The 19,453-nt window shown below is 41.5% G+C and carries 17 protein-coding genes and 2 pseudogenes; 7 read left to right on the top strand and 12 right to left on the bottom strand.

What is annotated here, in order from left to right:
- Positions 1-206 precede the first annotated feature (206 nt).
- Positions 207-2,096, top strand: a complete 1,890-nt coding sequence (glmS, locus tag HWQ44_RS33425; RefSeq protein ID WP_292726773.1) for a glutamine--fructose-6-phosphate transaminase (isomerizing) — start codon at positions 207-209, stop codon at positions 2,094-2,096.
- Between the two features lie 306 nt (positions 2,097-2,402).
- On the opposite strand, the gene HWQ44_RS33420 is transcribed toward glmS, so the two are convergent.
- Positions 2,403-2,651: a Ycf34 family protein gene (locus HWQ44_RS33420; RefSeq protein WP_292726771.1), complete on the bottom strand. Its 249-nt coding sequence runs from the start codon at positions 2,649-2,651 to the stop codon at positions 2,403-2,405.
- Between the two features lie 287 nt (positions 2,652-2,938).
- Between HWQ44_RS33420 and HWQ44_RS33415 the strand changes: the two genes are divergently transcribed.
- Both HWQ44_RS33415 and HWQ44_RS33410 read left to right on the top strand, forming a co-directional pair.
- Positions 2,939-4,237, top strand: a complete 1,299-nt coding sequence (locus tag HWQ44_RS33415; RefSeq protein WP_292726769.1) for a CCA tRNA nucleotidyltransferase — start codon at positions 2,939-2,941, stop codon at positions 4,235-4,237.
- Between the two features lie 771 nt (positions 4,238-5,008).
- A complete protein-coding gene (locus HWQ44_RS33410; RefSeq protein WP_292726767.1) occupies positions 5,009-5,221 on the top strand; it encodes a hypothetical protein in 213 nt (70 codons plus the stop codon).
- Between the two features lies 1 nt (position 5,222).
- On the opposite strand, the gene HWQ44_RS33405 is transcribed toward HWQ44_RS33410, so the two are convergent.
- The 3 genes and pseudogenes from HWQ44_RS33405 to HWQ44_RS33395 all read right to left on the bottom strand — a co-directional run bounded on the left by HWQ44_RS33405 (position 5,223) and on the right by HWQ44_RS33395 (position 7,875).
- Positions 5,223-5,618 (bottom strand): DUF2294 domain-containing protein, encoded by a 396-nt coding sequence (locus tag HWQ44_RS33405; protein WP_292726765.1) that lies wholly within the window; start codon positions 5,616-5,618, stop codon positions 5,223-5,225.
- A gap of 255 nt (positions 5,619-5,873) precedes the next feature.
- Positions 5,874-6,509 carry a uracil phosphoribosyltransferase gene (upp, locus tag HWQ44_RS33400; protein WP_292726763.1) on the bottom strand — a complete coding sequence of 212 codons (636 nt, stop codon included), beginning with the start codon at positions 6,507-6,509 and terminating at the stop codon, positions 5,874-5,876.
- A gap of 263 nt (positions 6,510-6,772) precedes the next feature.
- Positions 6,773-7,875, bottom strand: a pseudogene (locus HWQ44_RS33395) (ISAs1 family transposase).
- 224 nt (positions 7,876-8,099) lie between these two features.
- Between HWQ44_RS33395 and HWQ44_RS33390 the strand changes: the two are divergent.
- The gene (locus HWQ44_RS33390; RefSeq protein ID WP_292726761.1) at positions 8,100-8,741 is read left to right on the top strand and encodes a hypothetical protein; all 642 of its coding nucleotides are present in this window, start codon (positions 8,100-8,102) and stop codon (positions 8,739-8,741) included.
- A 164-nt stretch (positions 8,742-8,905) separates the two neighbouring features.
- On the opposite strand, the gene HWQ44_RS33385 is transcribed toward HWQ44_RS33390, so the two are convergent.
- A complete protein-coding gene (locus tag HWQ44_RS33385; RefSeq protein ID WP_292726759.1) occupies positions 8,906-10,135 on the bottom strand; it encodes a URC4/urg3 family protein in 1,230 nt (409 codons plus the stop codon).
- A gap of 72 nt (positions 10,136-10,207) precedes the next feature.
- A complete protein-coding gene (locus HWQ44_RS33380; RefSeq protein ID WP_292726757.1) occupies positions 10,208-11,464 on the bottom strand; it encodes a GTP cyclohydrolase II in 1,257 nt (418 codons plus the stop codon).
- A gap of 255 nt (positions 11,465-11,719) precedes the next feature.
- Here HWQ44_RS33380 and HWQ44_RS33375 point away from each other — a divergent pair, with 255 nt between their 5' ends.
- Both HWQ44_RS33375 and HWQ44_RS33370 read left to right on the top strand, forming a co-directional pair.
- Entirely contained in the window at positions 11,720-12,202 is a 483-nt protein-coding gene (locus HWQ44_RS33375) for a tetratricopeptide repeat protein (RefSeq protein WP_292726755.1), read from the top strand.
- Between the two features lie 240 nt (positions 12,203-12,442).
- Positions 12,443-12,760 (top strand): ABC transporter substrate-binding protein, encoded by a 318-nt coding sequence (locus HWQ44_RS33370; protein ID WP_334847783.1) that lies wholly within the window; start codon positions 12,443-12,445, stop codon positions 12,758-12,760.
- 614 nt (positions 12,761-13,374) lie between these two features.
- On the opposite strand, the gene HWQ44_RS33365 is transcribed toward HWQ44_RS33370, so the two are convergent.
- The 3 genes from HWQ44_RS33365 to hemW all read right to left on the bottom strand — a co-directional run bounded on the left by HWQ44_RS33365 (position 13,375) and on the right by hemW (position 16,681).
- Positions 13,375-14,496 (bottom strand): THUMP domain-containing protein, encoded by a 1,122-nt coding sequence (locus HWQ44_RS33365; RefSeq protein WP_292726752.1) that lies wholly within the window; start codon positions 14,494-14,496, stop codon positions 13,375-13,377.
- Positions 14,497-14,601: 105 nt separating this feature from the next.
- A complete protein-coding gene (locus tag HWQ44_RS33360) occupies positions 14,602-15,489 on the bottom strand; it encodes a UTP--glucose-1-phosphate uridylyltransferase (protein ID WP_292726750.1) in 888 nt (295 codons plus the stop codon).
- A 10-nt stretch (positions 15,490-15,499) separates the two neighbouring features.
- On the bottom strand, positions 15,500-16,681 hold the full coding sequence (gene hemW, locus HWQ44_RS33355) for a radical SAM family heme chaperone HemW (RefSeq protein WP_292726748.1): 1,182 nt from the start codon (positions 16,679-16,681) through the stop codon (positions 15,500-15,502).
- 250 nt (positions 16,682-16,931) lie between these two features.
- On the opposite strand from hemW, the gene HWQ44_RS33350 reads away from it, so the two are divergent.
- Complete coding sequence (locus tag HWQ44_RS33350; RefSeq protein WP_292726746.1) at positions 16,932-18,008, top strand: PIN/TRAM domain-containing protein; 1,077 nt, start codon at positions 16,932-16,934, stop codon at positions 18,006-18,008.
- A 76-nt stretch (positions 18,009-18,084) separates the two neighbouring features.
- Here HWQ44_RS33350 and HWQ44_RS33345 read toward each other — a convergent pair.
- From HWQ44_RS33345 to HWQ44_RS33335, 3 genes and pseudogenes are all read right to left on the bottom strand, one after another.
- Positions 18,085-18,219: pseudogene (locus tag HWQ44_RS33345) on the bottom strand (flagellar assembly protein H); the annotation flags it as partial.
- Positions 18,216-18,677, bottom strand: a complete 462-nt coding sequence (locus HWQ44_RS33340; protein WP_292726744.1) for a GNAT family N-acetyltransferase — start codon at positions 18,675-18,677, stop codon at positions 18,216-18,218. The gene HWQ44_RS33340 and the pseudogene HWQ44_RS33345, both read right to left, overlap by 4 nt.
- A 9-nt stretch (positions 18,678-18,686) precedes the next feature.
- Positions 18,687-19,073, bottom strand: coding sequence for a VOC family protein (locus tag HWQ44_RS33335; RefSeq protein WP_292726742.1), 387 nt, complete (start codon positions 19,071-19,073; stop codon positions 18,687-18,689).
- Between the last annotated feature and the right edge of the window lie 380 nt (positions 19,074-19,453).

The following is a 19,453-nucleotide window of genomic DNA, read 5'->3' as shown; positions in this document are numbered from 1 at the left end:
TATAATCTCTGGGTATCTAAATCTTAGAAGCTGTATTTATGCTGTCAGCTTTTGACCTGACAGCGGATTCTCTGTCAAAACCCAAAATCTATAACAATACCTAGTGGTAGAGGGAGTAAATTACTCCCTTTTTTCTTTGCAAAATGTCGAGTTTGTGCTAAACACTATACTGGATTTAATCATCCTGAAAAAAAGTGGTGTGAACAATGTGCGGAATTGTTGGATATATAGGCACTCAAGCGGCGACAGACATTTTACTGGCTGGGCTGGAAAAACTAGAGTACAGGGGCTATGATTCTGCTGGAATCGCCACTATTTGGGAAGGTGAGGTAAATTGTGTGCGGGCAAAGGGTAAACTCCATAACCTGCGTTCTAAACTGGAACAAATAGAAACCCCCGCCCAAATTGGTATTGGTCACACACGTTGGGCAACTCATGGTAAACCAGAAGAATACAACGCCCATCCCCATTTGGATACGGCAAAGCGAGTGGCGGTGGTGCAAAATGGCATTATCGAAAACTACCGTGAGTTACGCGAGGAACTCAAAGCCAAAGGACACGAATTTCGTTCTGAGACTGATACCGAAGTTATTCCCCATCTGATAGCCGAATTTTTAAAGAATCTTCCCCCCTCATCTCCTTTATCTTCCTCATCTCCCTTCCTAGAGGCAATTCGCCAAGCCGTTAACCACTTGCGTGGGGCGTTTGCACTTGCAGTTATTTCTGCTGACTACCCCGATGAATTGATTGTTGTCCGCCAACAAGCACCTTTGGTAATTGGTTTTGGTCAAGGAGAATTCTTTTGTGCCTCTGACACGCCAGCGATCGTTGCCTACACCCGTGCAGTGCTACCTTTAGAAAATGGCGAAATTGCCCGCCTCACACCTTTAGGCGTTGAGATTTACAATTTTGCTGGCGACAGGTTGAAAAAACAACCCCGGCTGCTCAACTTTAATCCTGCAATGGTAGAAAAGCAGGGATTCAAACACTTCATGCTCAAAGAAATTCATGAGCAACCAGGGGTAGTAAGAGCTAGTTTAGACGCTTACTTTAATCCCGCCGAATCTACCGAATCGCCAATCAATCTTGGTTTACCTGCGGATTTCTACAATGATTTAGAGCAAATTCAGATCCTCGCCTGTGGTACTAGTTGGCACGCAGCATTAATCGGAAAATATTTAATTGAACAACTAGCAGGAATTTCAACTCAAGTACATTACGCTTCTGAGTATCGCTATGCACCATCACCTGTGACGCCTAACACGTTGATTATTGGCGTTACCCAATCAGGTGAAACTGCTGATACCCTAGCAGCTTTGGCGATGGAAAAAGAACGTCGCCAAGGAAAAGAACCTAAATATCAAGCGCGACTACTGGGCATTACCAATCGCCCCGAAAGTAGCCTTGGTGATATGGTATCGCATATCATCAGTACTCTAGCAGGAATTGAAATTGGGGTAGCGGCGACAAAAACTTTTACTGCCCAATTGATGGCGTTTTATGCTTTAGCATTGGATTTAGCGGCTCGTCGTCAGACACTTTCAAAAGACACATTAGAGAAAATTATTAACGGGTTGCGGCAGATTCCTAAAGAAATTGAGGCAAATTTGGAAAGCCAAGAACGTTTAACGGAACAGCTAGCCCATGAATTTGCTGAAACCAAAGATTTCATTTTTGTGGGAAGGGGAATTAACTTCCCCATTGCTTTGGAAGGGGCGTTGAAACTAAAAGAAATCAGCTACATCCACGCCGAAGGGTATCCGGCTGGAGAAATGAAACATGGCCCGATCGCACTTTTAGATGCGAAAGTGCCAGTAGTTGCGATCGCAATTCCTGGTAGTGTTTACGAAAAGGTTATTTCTAATGCTCAGGAAGCCAAAGCCAGAGATTCTCGGTTAATTGGCGTGACTCCTGTCAACGATGGCGAAGCTGCGGAAATCTTTAACGATCTTCTTCCCGTTTCTCATGTGGAAGAATTACTTTCTCCGATTCTGACAGTAGTTCCTTTGCAATTATTGGCTTATCATATTGCCGCCCGTCGCGGTTTGGATGTCGATCAGCCAAGAAATTTGGCCAAGTCTGTAACGGTGGAATAGTCTATTAATAGAGGTAGTAGCGTTTTGTACAACTTTTTTATACTTCTACAGTTTGTAGACAATTAACTAAGATATAGAACGCAAATCAGAGGGTTACACACGTTCAAATTGTATAACTGTTTTATTTGCCTACAACACCGCAGGCTTTTCGCGGGGTTCAACGAAATAATAAGGGTTTGAACAATTGCCATCCCCCCGCGAAAAACTTACGTGTGCAACGTCAAAATAAATACTTTTGCTTTCACAATGAAACTGTCAAGGTTGTGTTATTAATGGGTCGAAGAATAACATATAACTCTTGACTTCTCAAGTCGGTACTAATTCACCAGGACGTAACTTAGACCACTTACCCGTTTCCCGCTTAAAGCTGAGACAACCAACAACATCCCATTCCATTTCAATCACATCATCTTGAGTCCGAATGTTGACATTGATAGAGGGTTCATTCGGATCAAAATTTGGTGTTTCAGTCAAGTGAGGCTGTTGGTGCTGCCCTTCTACGGCATGATAGGTAACACAGCTGTCTACATAGTGGCAGTTCACACAAATACACATAATAGAACCAACTCCAGGGGCCTTTATTGTTAATCTAACTTAAGCCCAACTGTTATTCATGAGTTGCTGGGTTGATTTTTATTACAATGCATAAATTACTTTCTTCTACCTTATACCAATTTGAAAAATAATTGCGACAGATAGAGTGCTAAATAGCGATTACCAGTAGAGACGTGAAATTGCTACTTTGTGCGGCTTTCCTAACATATCTCTACTATTTCTCAACGAGACGCTACGCATAGCTTGCTTCTCTAGAGGAGTACATAATCTAAAATCTAAAATCTAAAATGCTATTTGCTCCTGAAAATTGGCCTTTCAGCTTGAAATTGCTACCACAACCAGCTTACTTGGTAGGTGGCGCTGTACGGGATGCTATCCTTGGCAGAACTCGCGAATATCTGGATCTAGATTTTGTTATACCATTCAAGGCGGTAAAGTTAGCGAGAGCGATCGCTCATCATTACAAAGCTGGTTTTGTGTTACTCGATGCAGAACGACAAATCGCCCGTGTGGTTTTTCCCCACGCCACAGCTGATTTTGCTCAACAGGAAGGAAATAGTTTAGAAGTTGATTTGCACAGACGGGACTTTACAATCAATGCGATCGCTTATAATCCCCATACGCAAGAAATCATCGATCCTCTGCAAGGTTGTGTAGACTTAGAACGGGGCATTTTGCGAATGGTATCAGCCGCTAACCTAGAAGATGACCCTTTGCGGTTAATGCGAGGTTATCGCCAAGCTGCCCAACTAGGTTTTACTATTGAACCAGCTACCCAAGCCGCAATTCGTTCTTTGGCATCATATATCAGCAAAGTTGCAGCCGAACGATTTAGGGTAGAAATTGGCTATCTGCTGGCAAATTCTCAGGGGACTCCCTGGATTACAAGTGCTTGGGAAGATGGTTTACTTGCTCCTTTCTTCAAAAACGCCACCAGTGAAAGCTTGCTCAAACTCGCAGCAGTTGACAATGCAGCTGCCTTAATCACAGAAAATTGGCAACAATTAGGGGTACAACTGCAAGAATATGTCCGCGATAGAATCAAAACCACTTGGTTAGGTATTGCCAAACTTGCTTGTCTTGTCAATCCAGATCCACAATTAGCAGAAATAGAGCTACAGAAACTCACTTATAGTCGCGCCGAAATCCGGGGTGTAACCACTGTTCTGAAACTATTACCACAGCTTCAAATAGTCGATATGTCCTTGCGAGAACAATATTTGTTGTTCCATAACGCAGATATTGTCTTCCCCGCTATGGCAGTGCTAGCTGTAGCAGTTGATAATTTGGTAGAGGCAATGTCTGGTGACAAGCCACTACACACAGCAGTCGGTACAACACAGGAAACCAAAGCAAGGAGCTGCCAAGTCTTAGCACCTTTGATTAACCGCTACCTGAACCCTGATGATCTGGTTGCTCATCCCACTCCCGTAGTGACCGGGAAGGAGCTAATTATAGCATTAGATATTCCAGCTTCGCCAATCATCGGCCAACTGCTGACAGAAATTGCCGTAGCACAAGCTGAGGGAAAAATCTTAACACCAACAGAAGCGATCGCTTTTGCACGTCACTTACTTGATGGTTAAATATACTTAATCAATTTTTAGTTATGCAACAGAGGCAATGCCTGCGGCGGGCTACGCCTACGCAATTTCGGCATTGTTGGGTAAGGCTGGTAAATCCGCAACCTCAAGGTTTTCTTGATGGGTGGAGTTTTTATGCCTAGCTTTTCCTGGACAGGATTAATATCATGTCCGCCTAATTAGTTATAATTCCCGCATCTGTGCAAAAACCAGGAAACCCTCTTTCCCCCTGCCCCCTGCTCCCCTGCCGTCTTAATGATAAGTCTTGAACCGGACACGATATAACTGCTTAATGAATGGACAGCCTTTAATTTTGGTTGTAGAACACGAGTCTACATGATTTAGAGCTACTTAATTCTCATTTAGGAATATTAAATTTTTCATGCATTTGTACCAAACAAGGGGTAAGGGCTGTGATATTGGCGCAAACTCATCAACCAGATTTAATCCTGCTAGATATGATGCTATAGCGTTTCCCGATCTAGCTAAGTACACGTGTAGGGGCACGGCAGTGCCCATTGGTATCAACTTAACGTGAAACCGCACGTCCGCCAGGGATTGTAAATCCCTGTCTCATAACTAAAGTCCTCTGAAGAGGACTAAATAGCGCGAAAATTTTCAGTCTACTTCAGTAGACTTGAGCAATTAGTCAGGGAATTATATTCCCTAGCGGGTGAACAACACCCAATCAGTATGCTATTTCTAGCTTAAGTTGACACCAATAGGCACTGCCGTGCCCCTACAACTCGCGATATAATTTTGTACCGCATCTGAATGGGAACCGCTATATCTAATTTGAGTGCCAACCAAGTCATTGATGACCTCAAACACGACTCAAAAACTGCTACTATCCCAATCATTACAGTAACACCTATAACAACGGCACAAGATGATGACTCCACGATGCTCACAGGATTTGATGATTGCATTACTAAACCCTATGATTTGAATCAATTAGAAGTGGTAATCAATCGCCACATTCATTAGCTTAATTCTTGACATTTTCCTGGGGAATATATTCAGAATTATGAGCATCAGGTAATTGATTTAAAACCACAATAATTCCAGTCCGACCTGTTGCTAAATTTGTGTTTATCATGAGGTCAATAACAGGTTTACCAATAATTTCCTCAATCAAACTTTTCAATTCTGGTTTAATTATTTTCTCTAAATACAATCGGACTTGTTCAGCTAAACTATCATAACCTCCCTTCAGTAGAGTTTGTTCAGCTTGGGTAACAGAGTTTTCTAGAGAAATTACAATTTCTGTATCAAAAAAATGACAAATGATTTGGCTAGGAGGCTTACCTATTCTATCATTATATAATTTGATGATCTGTTGTGATATTTCTGTTTCTAATTGTCCAATATTAGCTTGTACCATTAGCAGCTACGATGTAATATTTATCGTTCGAGTCTCAGAATCTAATTACTCAATATTATAGTAGATGATCGGGAAATAGTCTGAGGAAATCAATCAATATTGGATATGAAGTTGATGTATCAATGTGATGTATTTGGTATGAATTTGTATCTAAAAATTTTCCAAATTTGACGAAGGTAAAAGTTGTTCATCAAGGATTCGTACAGTGTTCGGTCAATTAGTATATTGTTGATTATTTGCTCATGGCTAATCAGCTTATTTTGTGCCAAATAAGCGATCGCCTGCATCTCCCAACCCAGGAATAATATAGCCATGTTCATCCAAATGATCATCAATGGCGGCGGTATACAGCGGCACATCAGGATGTACAGCACAAAAATGCTCGATACCTTCCGGTGCAGCGAGTAAGCAGACAAACTTAATTGATAAGGGATTAGTTGATTTTAGGCGTTCCACAGCTGCCACAGCCGAATTACCAGTGGCTAGCATTGGATCTACCACAAGCATATCTCGCTGCTCAACATCATGAGGAACTTTGAAATAATACTCAACAGGAATCAGAGTTTTCGGATCGCGGTATAAACCAATATGCCCCACCCGTGCTGATGGCATTAATTCCAACATACCATCCAAAATTCCCTGTCCCGCCCGCATCACAGAAACTAGCACCAACTTTTTATCAGGAGCAAGCATTGGCGCACTCATTGGGGCTAGTGGTGTTTTAATCTGTTCATATTTCAGCGGTAAATCCCGTGTGACTTCATAAGCCAACAATAGGCTAATTTCTTTGAGGAGAGTGCGGAATTTCGTTGTGCTAGTTTCAGCTTTACGCATCAGCGTTAGTTTGTGCTGAATCAATGGATGTTCAATTAGTGTTACTTGATTGTGCATATTTTAGGCAAAACTGGTTGAAATAAGAATTTTAGAAATCGTGTTGCATAAGACTTGGACTTACTCTTAATAGATGGTATACCTGTAATGAGATTATGGGTTTGGTAATGCACCTTATATTTGACTGCATTTTGGGAATAAATTCTCCAAAACGTGCAGCTTTTAGAGTTGTGTATTATATGGCAAGTGCAAACAGCTTAATCAGAAGATGATCTGGGGAATAGAACCCCACATCGGGCAATCATACTACACCAATAGCAGGGCTATTTCATTCTAAAAAGCTGCTTAAGTGTGTCTAGTCCAAAAGAACATAAACGTTGAGCTTGTGCCATATTTTCAAACATATTACTGCGATATAAATTAAGTGAAAAATTGCGAGCAAGCGCAAAAATTTGAGTAAGAGGAGTAGTGCGAATTCTAGATTTATCTTCGCCTTGAGTAACGTCTCGAACATAGTGGACTTTATTCTCAACACCCCAATATCCTCTGATACGTTCAGCAAAGGCTTGCGCCGTTTCACTTAAAGATGAAATATAATAACGGGTTTCATTAGTTACTTCAATCACATTGTGTGTGAAAACCTGACGCTCTGATTTGACTTTAATCAAAGTGGTAAGTCCAGGCCAAGGACGAATACCATCGAGATTTTTACAAATACTGACATGACGCTTTTCGATTCGACCATGCCCTTTATTTATCTGCTCATAAGCCAATTCTGGTGTGAAATTTGTTTTGACATCTTTGAATAAGTTAAGCTGATTGCCTTTTAAGGCGGCAATATAATCATTCCCACTATTTATAATCAACTCACAAGTTTTTTTTGAGTATTAATAGCTTCAATTGCAAAGATAACCCCATTGAGAGCCAGTTTGGAAATCAACTCAGGTAAAGCTTTAATTTCATTAGTTTTTGCATCAACTTGAAATGGCTCTAAAATTAAGCCTCGCTCAACAATATAAGAACTAACTAACATAATCGCTGGATGCGAATCCGAGTTAGGGTTATCATTTTCAATCTGATATGAACCTTTGAGGACTTTACCATCTAACCCAACAGTTTCTCCAGTATTTGGTTGTACATTAAAGAATTTGCTCAGACATACGGAATAATCTTCGTAATCTACGTGTAATAAGGCACGACGTACAGTGCTATAAGATGGTAGTCTATTTTTTGGCGGTTGAAAAAGTTCAATCAACGGCTCACGGTAGCTTGAAATCCAGTCTCCAATTGCTAAAAATCCTTTGTTCCCTGCTGCGATCGCCAATGTGAAAAGTGCCAAAGATAATGGTAGATTATGTCTCTGTCCGGCGCGGCGACGGGGGTCTTTTAGACCTGCAAAAGCTTTGATAATTTCGATTTCAGACACGGTAATAGATGCTTGAAGTAGAACTGGCGCTGCATCTTACCATATCGCGTCTACATTTAGAATGAAATAGCCCTGCACCAATAGTCATATATCAGAATATTCTCTAAACTTAGCGATCGCTAAGTTTTTGTAGTCTAAAAAGGGCGACGGCTAATCTCGGCTGGAAAAACAAATTGTAAGCTACAAAACCATCTTCAAGAATTAATTAGTTCTGTGAAAAAATTATGGCAGCTTTTTTGTATCCAGTCTATACGATAGCCACTTTGGGGTTGGCGATCTGGGGAATTAGTTTATTTCAACAATCACACAGAATTACCACAATTCTGCTGATTGTCGTGCTATCTGGAATGTTCTACGACAATTTGATTGTTTCAGTGGGTAGCCTAATTCATGAGGGTACTTTACTGAAATTACTTAACCGCTTGCGCTTTCTATTCCACAATTTATTTGTGCCATTGTTAGTAGTAATCGCTGTCAACCTAGCATACATTGCAGGTGTAGGGTGGGCGAATAATCCAATTGTATACAAAGGTTGCTGGGCGATTGCTATAGGGCTAATTGTACTTGGCTTGGTAACTGACTTTCGACAACTAGAGTTAATACCGACAACTTTTGCTGGCACATTGCGTTATAAACCTAAAATTTGTAGTGTGCCAGTTTTGACAATTTTTACAGCCTTGCTGGTAGCTGTGGTGGGATTCTACATCTGGTGCCAAACACAATGGTTGTGGATGTTTATGGGAACGTTGATCATGCTTTTTGGAAATGTTTTGCCAAAGAGTATTTTTGGGCCTCTGATTGGTTCGGCAGTTGATTGCGTATTTATCCTGGCTATTTTGACAACGGAGTTAATGATGTCAAACTAATTCGTAATTCCTAATTTTTTGGGAAATACTTGGTGGTCTAAACCGAGTTGGTAATTACAGGGGTTTGCTTTTTAAATAAGGTAAAAATGCAGGAATTGAAATCAGAGATAAAGAGTTTCTGCCTTCTCCCAAGGGGAGACGCTAAAAGCGATCTACCTCCTGCCTTAAAATACTGTACCATCACTATCTATTTGGATAGGGGATGTACCAGCTATTCTAAGTTCGGCGGCAATTTTACGCCCAGCTGTCCAAGTTCCCCCTTGGAGGATTTTTACTAGTGGCAGTTCTTCGGGACTCATACTTAACTTTTCTCGCACTGTGGCGGCAATCTGATCTAAGAGAATCACTGTCAAAGCCCGCCATTCAACTATAACTTCTGATGCTACTGAGTGGGGCGATCGCAAAACATCTGGATGTTTCGGATTAACAAGTCCCAAATCAATACACAATCCCCCATTCCGATATTCTGGTAATCCGGTGAGGGCATCTAAACCAGTAATTAATAAACCGAGTTCCTGTAGTGGTTCTAATAAAGAGTATGTCAGCCATTGAGACAATTTGTGAAATGGCACTAAACCATCATCCTTAACAGCTGGATGTTGCCAAACATCTCCCAAATTTATCCCAGCAACTTCTAATCTGGTAGGCCAAATTTCACTTAGTCCTTCCAGAACGGCACTGAAAACACTTGCAGCTGCTAACTGCCCATTTTGAGATTTGCCCAAAAGATAATTTACCAAATTCCCTGGACGCGGGTTTTCATTCACAAACAAATTAGGTGAAGAGACTAAAACTTGACCTAACTTTTGTAATAATCTCAACCGTCCAGAAATTCCTACCAAAGGATTTTTTGTATTTACTTGAAACCCAGTTATGAGTTCTGCTTCTGTGAATGCTTGCAATTTTTGAGCATCTACTTGAAGCAGGCTATGACTCGAAAAAGCTCCTTGACAAAACATTTGCAAACTGGCTATAGCTAACCCTTCCGATCGCGTCAAATTTAACCCAGTCTCCTGCTCATCATAGCGCCAATTATTCCCTGCACCCGCATCTAACAATACACTGACAATTGCCAAATCAAACTTAGCAGCAGCTTTTTCCACGGGCGTTAGTCCTGCTAACTGGCTATCTAATTGGGCTAAACGCGGTACACCCCCAACCTCAAAATGTCGCCAACGACTGTGAAATGGAATTTCGAGATCCGGGTACTCACAGCGCATGACCTCAACCACATAATCTGCTACTTTTGTCAACTGCATTAAATCGCAAGTAAAATAACGCGACTGTCCTTCAGTTACCAGTGCAAACAGTTGCTCACAACGTTCCCGAATCGCCACAGGGGAACGAAGATATGCAATTAATTTCCTCTGCGCCTCTGCGGTTCGCACTTCCACTTTACAACTCCTGATAGACACCAAATCATAAAGAGTGGGGAGTGGGGAAAATTTGCCCTACTCCCCTCGTAACTAGTCTAAAGTTCGCCCCTTCACCTCAGCCAAACCACCTGCATCTAATACATCCCCTGTGGTGTAATATCCAGCAGCTTTTTTAGCCTCCATTTCTACCCGTGCATCTTGGGGAATCAAATCCTCTGGGATTGGTATTCTTTCTACAATCTCAATTCCCGCCTGAATTATGGCGTTGTACTTCATATTACTCATTGACACCATCCGGTCAATGCGGGTAATGCCTAACCAATGCAACACATCCGGCATTAATTCTTGGAAGCGCATATCTTCCACTCCGGCGACACATTCTGTACGAGCAAAGTAGGCATCAGCGCGATCGCCTCCTTCTTGACGCTTCCGAGCATTGTAAACTAAGAATTTCGTCACTTCTCCTAAAGCGCGGCCTTCTTTGCGGCAATAGACAATTATACCCACACCGCCTGACTGTGCCGTTTGGACGCACACTTCAATACCATGTACCAGATAGGGGCGACAGGTGCAGATATCCGAACCAAACACGTCAGAACCGTTGCATTCATCATGTACCCGCACAGCTACAGGTTTGTTGGGATCAGCGATCGCAGCCAAATCACCGATAATATACACTGTTACGCCCCCAATTGGCGGCAAAAATACCTCCAAATCCGATCGCGTCACCAATTCGGGAAACATCCCGCCAGTTTGTTCAAATAAAGCGCGTCGCAACTGTGATTCGGCAATGCCAAAGCGCTTGGCAATTCCTGGTAAATACCAAACCGGCTCAACTGCGGCTTTGGTGACAACCAAATCACCACCTGGTTTCATAATCTTGCCATCTACTTGCAAACGACCTTTGTCTACTGCATCTTGCAGTTCTGGCATATTGATGTGAGCTTGAGTGATGGCGATCGTTGGACGAATATCATATCCCTGTTGGCAATAGGATGCGAACACCTCAGATGCGATCGCTCCAAATGGATCGAGGGATACTATTTTATCAGGGTCGCCCCAACTAGGGTGAGGCCCGATATGCTCCACTGGGGATGTATTCGTCAGATCCGCTCGATGATCCGACTGCAAAGCACCGCTAGCCACTGCTAGAGCTCGATAAATCGCATAACTGCCAGAGTGAGTCCCAATTACATTGCGATGTGCCTGTTTAGTTAGCGTAGCAATAATCGGCCCACGTTCCATAGGATCGGCTGCTCCCCATTGAATGGGGATTGGTTTAGGGCCAAAGCTACTAGGATGAGAAGTGAGAACAATATGCCTGGAAACGTCGTTTTGCTTTGGCATAGTCATTATTTTTTGGGGATGTTTTTATCAGTTATTACTCACTAGGGATCTGTCAACTACCTCTAGTAAGTTTTTATTTTTATGACTCTAAATGTCTAGTGTGTTATTAGTCGTATTGCTGAATCCAATAAATAACACAGAAAATTCATAAATAGCAATTAATCACCGCAAATTTAAAGATGACTTTAAAAATGAATGAATAGATATATTTTGTGAGAAAGTTAATACAAAGGTATATTCACTGATCTCAAATTCATGGATTCTTTATCTATCAATTCCTTACTTGAAGAGTTGAAAAACCCGGATGCCACAGTCCGCGACAAGGCAACCAGAAAAATCTGGCGGATCTGGTTTCAGCAAAAGGGAATCTATGGCTTGGAAATAATTGACCGCAGTCAAAAGTTACTGGATGCAGGTGAAATTGCTGAAGCCGAAACAGCGCTGACAGCACTTATTAAAGACCAGCCAGATTTTGCTGAAGCCTGGAATCGCCGTGCTTTCCTCTATTACAGTATTGGTGATTATCAAAAATCTCTAGCAGATTGTCAAATGGTTGTGCAGATAAATCCAATACATTTTGGGGCGCTTCATGGTATGGGCTTGTGTTATGCGGCACTAGGAGAGTATGGTCAAGCTATCCGAGCTTTTCAACGCGCTCTAGAAATTCAGCCCTATTCGCTAGTGAATCAAAAGTTGATTCTAGAATGTACATTTAGATTCAGCTACAACGGTAGATAGGAGAGAGCATTATACTGTTTTATGAATCCGTTATCACCCTCATTAACAGCAATTCATCGCTTGAGTCGCCGTACTTTTATTCAATACGGTTCTATCTGAATTGCTAGCAGCTTCATTGCTGCTTGTACTAACAGCAACCAACCGTCAACTAGCAATTCTCAGTTGGATAAAGTTACCTTTAGTACAAACTGAATAGCATAAGTAGAACACGGTAGATTTTACTAGGCGTTCGCCACTGGTATTTACAATGACTACGGTTTAGATGTAACTATCAAAATAGGTGGTCTACAAGTTCTCAGTGGTACTCAATTGTTGATGGGGGGTGCGGTAGATTTTTTTATGAGTTATGGCATGGATGCCGTAAACGCTGTAACACAAAATATTCCCAAAGTCACAGTCGCGGCAATTTTCCAGCAAGACCCCCGGTGTCTTATTTCACATCCCAACCCAGCAATTAAAATCCTTGCCAACCTTAAAGTCAAACCAATTTATGTCTCTGCTTCTGCTAAAACTACTCATTGGCCATTACTCGAAGCAAAGTATTGGTTTTACCGATAATCAAAAGCGCCCCTATAACTTTAATCTGGCTCCTTTTCTGATTGGCAAAAACTCAGCCCAACAAGGTTATATTACGTCTGATCCCTTTGCCATTGAGAAGCAAGGTGGTTTTTAGCCAGTAGTATTTTTATTAGCAGATTATGGTTATCAACTATATACAACCACTATTGAAAAAAAATCCAGAATTAGTGTAGTGATTTGTTGATGCATCAATTAAAGGTTGGTATAGCTACTGATAAAATCCGCAATCAGGGAATCATATCGTGTCCGGTTCAAGACTTATCATTAAGACGGCAGGGAAGCAGGGGGCAGGGGGCAGGGGGAAAGAGGGTTTCCTGGTTTTTGCACAGATGCGGTAATTATAACTAATTAGGCGGACATGATATCAGTTAATTAAAAAAGATAATCTAGAAATGAAGGATAAGGAGGCAAAGAATAGTTTTCCTCCTGCTTTCCTCGATAAAGGAGGATGAAAGTGTGAAAGTTATCATTGCAGATATACGACTCAACTTTAGCAGTGCGGTCATCTACAAGAGTTTTAATCTCGCTATAGGATAATAGGTTTAACTTGTTGAGTTGCCCTGAAGCTGCGGTTTATGGGGTCGATTTCGTTGTTAGTACAGCTCATATTTCATTAACTGACAGGGTAGCGCTCCGTTGTACACTGCAATCCGCTGGGATGATTTTAGTCCAATCGATTGAGATAGTTCCTTGTTTCCACTCAGCACAAACGCAGTCCAGCCTTTGAAGCGTTGTTTCAGCACATCGCCCAAAAGTTTATAGAACGCCCCTAAATCACTATCTCGCCCTAGCCGTTCACCGTATGGTGGATTGCAGAATAAAATCCCACTGTCTGCGGGGGCGACAACATCAGCAAGCTCCATTTGAGAAAACCATACATGGTTATCAACACCGCAGTTTTGAGCATTGTTAATCGCTTGCTCGATTATATTTTCATCGCGATCGCTTCCCCAAATAGGTGCAGGCAGGGTATCTAGTTGGCTGTCCTTAGCTTCTTGGAGCAGTTTTTCTAAAAGGGGCAGGTCAAAATCGAGCCAAGTTTCAAATCCAAAGCACTCACGAAACAGCCCTGGTGCGATGTTAAGTGCCTTTAAGCTAGCTTCTAAGGGTAAAGTACCAGACCCACAGAGAGGATCATAGAACATCTGGTCTGGCTGCCAGCCCGAAAGTTGAATGAGGGCAGCAGCCAGAGATTCCTTGAGAGGGGCTGATCCAACCGCAGGACGGTAGCCTCGGCGATGCAGACTATTTCCTGAACTGTCGAGTTTAACGGTACAAAAGTCGCGTTCAATATGAACATTGATCCGCACATCTGGATCGTGAAGCTCTACATTTGAACGCTCACCCAGATTTTCCTGCTGCTGGTCAACGATCGCATTTTTGATCTGGAGAGACGTGAAGTGGCTGTGGTTAAGGCGATCGTTTTTGCCCGTGGTATTTACCGCCAAGGTCATATCTGGCGTTAAATAGTTTACCCAATCGATAGTCTGGATACCGCGATAGAGATCCTTGGCATCAAGGCAAGGAAACTCATGGATATTCACCAAGATTCGGAACGGCAGTCTAGCCCAGAGGTTGACGCGATAAAGTAGGGTGCGATCGCCCTCAAAGGCTACACCGCAGAACCCTGGCTCAACTGAATCAGCACCCAGTTGCTCTAACTCCTGAGCTGCTAGAGTTTCTAATCCGCGAGCAACCGTTGCAAAATAATTCATAATTCCTAATTTGTAATTAATGGCTACTAGTAACTCAATTTATTAGTGGAGATAAAAAACGTTATTCCTTTTTCAGAGAAGCTACTTTTTTTAACTAAGATTAATCTAGAAATTTCTAAAATCAATCATTGTCTGGCGATAAGCATCTGGTAAACCTGTATCAAAACACTTACCTTTAACAACATATCCTGTCATTCCCTCTTGCTGACGCAATTTTTCTAGACAGGATGTTAACTGAAATTCACCTCGTTCTCGGAAATTTTTGTTAATATGTTCTGCTAAGGAGTCAAAAATTTTCGGCGTAAGTAAATACAAGCCAAATATACCTAAAAACTTATTTTCTGACATTCCCTCTACACGCAAATGCTGTTTTGCGTACTCTATAGTAGGCTTTTCATAGAGTTGTGTAATTGACAAAATTGAGTTTAACTCTTGCCAAACTCCTGTTACACACCCAGCTTTATGAATAATATCTGCTGGCATTTTAGTTAAGCCCACAACGCTTTGATTAACTTTTTCGTAAACATCTAAAACTTGACTAGCACAAGATTTTTCAATGTCAGATGCATAAATGTGGTCGCCCAACATGAGCAAAAACGGCTCATCTTGCACCCAATCCTTAGCACAAAATACCGCATGACCATAGCCCAATTGCTCGTCTTGCAATAAAATGGTAGTTTTGCTACCTAAATCTTCAATATATCGGCTATATTCTTGATTTTGCGGTGAAAGTTTCTCTAAAAGTTCTTTTTTGGGTGGATTTTTCAATAAATCTTCAAATATTTCTTTGTCATCCGGCTGTACCACAATCCCTACTTCTGTAATTCCAGCATTAATTGCCTCTTCAATAATTGCGAGAATCACAGGTTTTGCCCTCCCATCTCGATCAATAATCGGGAAAAGTTCTTTTTTCACAACTTTGGTAGCTGGAAACAACCGAGTCCCAAAACCAGCTACCGGAATCACAGCTTTTCTAACTTTATTTTTCTGCATAAGCAGTTCATCACCCCAACTTCTCAAACAACTCAGCCAACACCACATTAGAAAACAAAAACCCTTGGGGATCAATCAAACGCAACCTTCCCTCTGCAACTTCCACCCAACCATTCTCAAAATACTCTTGCAAACACCTGCAAATTTCCTCCACCTTCTCTTCCCCAAATGCTTCCGCCAACGCAGTTAAACTCAAACCCTCTGCCAAACGCAACCCCAACATTAACGTTTCTAACAATACTTCTTTTGGGGGAGTCAGATCACAATCAGTCACACCACCAGTTTCCACCCACTGGTAATACTCCTTAGTTTTACGCGGACGAGTGAAGCGTTTTCCCTCTATGTAACTTGCCGCACCCATACCAAAGCCGTAATAAGGGCGGTTTTCCCAATAAACCCGATTATGCCGACACTGATGGCCGGGTTGAGCATAATTGGAAATTTCATAATGCTCATAACCAGCACTAGTCAAAACTTGCTGTCCCATCTGGTACATTTTGACTGTGGCTTCATCCGTGGGCAAAGGAGTATCACCAGGTTTGTAGTAACGGCCAAAGGCTGTACCTGGTTCGATGGTCAGATCATAAATGGAAATGTGAGTGGGTACAAATGCCACCGCTTTTGTGAGAGAATCGTGCCATTGATCCAAAGACTGATGCGGCAACCCGGAAATTAGGTCTAAGCTAAATTCGGGAATCTCGACTTGGTGGATTAGTTCCACAGCTGCAAAAATATCTTCAACTGAGTGCGATCGCCCCGCCCTTTGTAATAATTCTGATTGAAAGGCTTGTACACCCAAACTTACCCGGTTCACGCCTATACTGCGATAGCCTGCTATATGTGCTAAATCAAAGGTGGCTGGGTCAATTTCCATAGAAATTTCTGCCCCAGGCGCAATCCCAAAATGCTTCTCTAGCTCTCCCACGATCCGTTGTAGCTGCTTTGTTGATAGCAGCGAAGGAGTACCACCACCGAAGAAAATTGTCTTCAGGGGTTGACCAAGTGCTGGTGTCATGGCAATTTCTTGACATAGCACCTCAACATATTGGGAGATAGTACCAGATGTTTCGCCCCGCAAGCGATCGCCCACAACAGATACCGGGAAATCACAATAAAAGCACCGCCGTCTGCAAAAGGGAATATGCACATAAGCAGAACTCGCAATTCCAGAAATCCTAAATTTTTGACTCATTTTGAGAAAAGTTTTAAGTTAATCCAACTGCGAATTAGAGACAATGAAAATGAGGAGTTTGTTACAAGTTTTTGTCGTTTTACAACGAAACAATGAAAAATATTAAGATAAAAGCCTTTAGTTATAATAATTGCAGATATTGTCAGCCTAAACCCTTAGTGTAAGTCAATATTGATGAGTTTATCTTACCGATGAAATAAAAAATACTTAACTTTCTCGGTTAACACAGTTGCAGGAAAACAAGACAACCATGCTTGACGCCATTATCATTTTCTCATTTATCTTGGCAGCGTCGGGAATAGGGTTCTACAGTATTGAACTACTACCCAATGGCACTCTCGATCAGGTAACAAATATTGAAGCTTTACGCTTAGTTGTTGCCGTCTTCGCCGCGATTATTGGTGGTGCGATCGGGCTGAGTTTCCAGACGACATATCGTCGCCTAGAATCACAAGTCAAAGAAATGCCTCTGGAAGTGATCTTAACTCGTGCCATTGGCTTAGTGATTGGGCTATTACTAGCTAACCTCATGCTAGCCCCACTATTTTTGCTACCTATACCGGCGGATTTTGGATTTATTAAGCCACTGGTGGCAGTTGTCGGCAGTATTATCCTCTCCGTCACTGGTATGAATTTGGCAGATACCCACGGGCGAGGCTTATTGCGGTTCATTAATCCCAACACCGTCGAATCAATGGTAGTGGAAGGGACGCTAAAACCAGCCAATACCAAAGTTTTAGATACTAGCTGCATTATCGATGGTCGCATTGAAGCGCTACTAGAAACCGGATTTTTAGAAGGGCAAATTCTTGTACCCCAGTTTGTCTTGCAAGAACTGCAACAAGTAGCGGATGCTAGCAAAGACCAAAAGCGGGTGCGAGGAAGACGAGGACTAGAAATTCTTAACCGCATTAAGGAAGAATATCCCGATCGCATCCTGATTAATGCAGTTGACTACGACGATATTCCCACAGTGGATGCCAAGTTAGTGCGCTTCGCCCAAGAAATCAGCGGCACACTGCTAACCAACGACTACAACTTGTCTAAAGTCGCCAGTGTTCAGAAAGTGCCTGTTTTGAATGTGAATGATTTAGTAAACGCCGTCCGTCCCAGTTATTTACCTGGCGATAACCTGGATTTGAAAATTCTCAAGGAAGGCAAAGAACCAAGTCAAGGCATTGGCTACCTAGATGACGGCACAATGGTAGTCGTTGAAGAAGGCAGCAATTATGTGGGTGGTGAACTGCGAGTAGTAGTCACCAGTGCTTTGCAAACCACCGCCGGAAGAATGATTTTTGCCAAACCCCAAGCTTCAGCATTGGCGTGAGGAAAATGTCTGGTGCAATTAGAGTTAAATTGTGCGATCGGTGTAGGTTGACTGCACCGATTATTTATTTGGATTCATCAGCGCGAATGTTTTCGAGAGATAACGCTTTTGGACTTAATTTGGTTAAAGTAATGGGTTCGCCTAATAACCAAGTGGCGAAGTCACTAGAGAAGTTTTCAGCTAAGACTTTGTAGATATTGTCAAAATTCACAGATATTTTTCCATTACATAGTTTTGAAACCAAATTCCCCGCAGTTCTACTTGCTGTTCTCTGACTACGCTAAATCCCTTGTTTTCAAAAAATGGCTTCGCAGTAATACTCGCTTCTGTATATAGCCATTTAATTCCTTCTAGTTTTGCAGTATCTTCTATATGACTTAAGAGTTTTGAGCCAATACCCTTTCTTTGGTATTTACTATGACAATAAAAACAATCAATGTGACCATCAGGTTCTAATTCTCCAAACCCAACTATCTCATCATTATTTTCTACAATGTAGGGAAGCTTGGCTTGTAATCTTTTCTGCCAAACTTCATAATCCATACTTTCCGGTGCCCAAGCATCGACTTGTTCTTGAGTGTAATCGCAAATATTGATTTCATGAATTGTATTGTAAAATAGTTTCATGATTGCCTTAGTATCAGACAGTTTATATTCTCTAATGATCATACTGAATCCTTAATGTTCATAAATCTCTAATGGCAAATTATCAGGGTCTTTAAAGAAAGTAAATTTCTTACCCGTAATTTCATCAACTCTGATATTTTCTACTTCTAGACCTTTTGATTTTAAATAAAAAACAGTTTCTTCTACATCATCAACTTTAAAAGCAAGATGTCTTAAACCACAAGACTCTGGTTTACTAGGCCGTTCTGGAGGATTTGGGAAAGAAAATAGCTCTATTTGAGCATTTTCTCCAACTCGTAAATCTAATTTATAAGAATTTCTTTCGGCGCGAAAAGTCTCTTGAATAATCGAAAAGCCTAAAATTTCTACATAAAAAGTTTTTGAGCGCTCGTAGTCAGAACAAATAATAGCTATATGATGAATATCAGTAATTTTCATTTGATGCTTACTTTTATAATCCAATGATTTAAAGAGTGTATGCAGACAGGAATACAATAATATTACATAATATAAGGTGGAGGCTAAACTTTAATTTCTTTGATTGATATTACCTTTATTTTCAGGAACAAGCCAATAGTACTAACAATTTGATGTCAAACCTATCTATGGGTTTTCTAACAATTCAATTCGGATTGCTACATAACAACGTAGTTGTTCTTTGTCTGTCGCTAGCAGATTGAGAATATTGCTGCTTAGGGTTTTTAGATGGACTTTATAATCTTTGCTTAATCTTAAGTTAATTTTGGGTTAACTATTAGGCATGGATACTAACAAAGTAAAAAAACTGACAATATTCTTCAATAAATACTGTCTCTTCA

It is taken from the genome of Nostoc sp. JL34 (assembly GCF_017114945.1).
GTDB lineage: Bacteria > Cyanobacteriota > Cyanobacteriia > Cyanobacteriales > Nostocaceae > Nostoc.
The sequence above is the reverse complement of the archived record's forward strand: the minus strand, read 5'-3'. Positions and strand labels throughout refer to the sequence as shown.

What these genes read in the sequence shown, in the direction of transcription:
- HWQ44_RS33405 (WP_292726765.1), bottom strand. Translation starts at nt 5,618, where the DNA reads ATGGTACAAGCTAATATTGGACAATTAGAAACAGAAATATCACAACAG.
- HWQ44_RS33365 (WP_292726752.1), bottom strand. Translation starts at nt 14,496, where the DNA reads ATGAATTATTTTGCAACGGTTGCTCGCGGATTAGAAACTCTAGCAGCT.
- HWQ44_RS33380 (WP_292726757.1), bottom strand. Translation starts at nt 11,464, where the DNA reads ATGCCAAAGCAAAACGACGTTTCCAGGCATATTGTTCTCACTTCTCAT.
- HWQ44_RS33390 (WP_292726761.1), top strand. Translation starts at nt 8,100, where the DNA reads ATGGCAGCTTTTTTGTATCCAGTCTATACGATAGCCACTTTGGGGTTG.
- upp (WP_292726763.1), bottom strand. Translation starts at nt 6,509, where the DNA reads ATGCACAATCAAGTAACACTAATTGAACATCCATTGATTCAGCACAAA.
- HWQ44_RS33415 (WP_292726769.1), top strand. Translation starts at nt 2,939, where the DNA reads ATGCTATTTGCTCCTGAAAATTGGCCTTTCAGCTTGAAATTGCTACCA.
- HWQ44_RS33420 (WP_292726771.1), bottom strand. Translation starts at nt 2,651, where the DNA reads ATGTGTATTTGTGTGAACTGCCACTATGTAGACAGCTGTGTTACCTAT.
- glmS (WP_292726773.1), top strand. Translation starts at nt 207, where the DNA reads ATGTGCGGAATTGTTGGATATATAGGCACTCAAGCGGCGACAGACATT.
- HWQ44_RS33350 (WP_292726746.1), top strand. Translation starts at nt 16,932, where the DNA reads ATGCTTGACGCCATTATCATTTTCTCATTTATCTTGGCAGCGTCGGGA.
- HWQ44_RS33375 (WP_292726755.1), top strand. Translation starts at nt 11,720, where the DNA reads ATGGATTCTTTATCTATCAATTCCTTACTTGAAGAGTTGAAAAACCCG.
- HWQ44_RS33360 (WP_292726750.1), bottom strand. Translation starts at nt 15,489, where the DNA reads ATGCAGAAAAATAAAGTTAGAAAAGCTGTGATTCCGGTAGCTGGTTTT.
- HWQ44_RS33410 (WP_292726767.1), top strand. Translation starts at nt 5,009, where the DNA reads ATGGGAACCGCTATATCTAATTTGAGTGCCAACCAAGTCATTGATGAC.
- HWQ44_RS33340 (WP_292726744.1), bottom strand. Translation starts at nt 18,677, where the DNA reads ATGATCATTAGAGAATATAAACTGTCTGATACTAAGGCAATCATGAAA.
- HWQ44_RS33335 (WP_292726742.1), bottom strand. Translation starts at nt 19,073, where the DNA reads ATGAAAATTACTGATATTCATCATATAGCTATTATTTGTTCTGACTAC.
- hemW (WP_292726748.1), bottom strand. Translation starts at nt 16,681, where the DNA reads ATGAGTCAAAAATTTAGGATTTCTGGAATTGCGAGTTCTGCTTATGTG.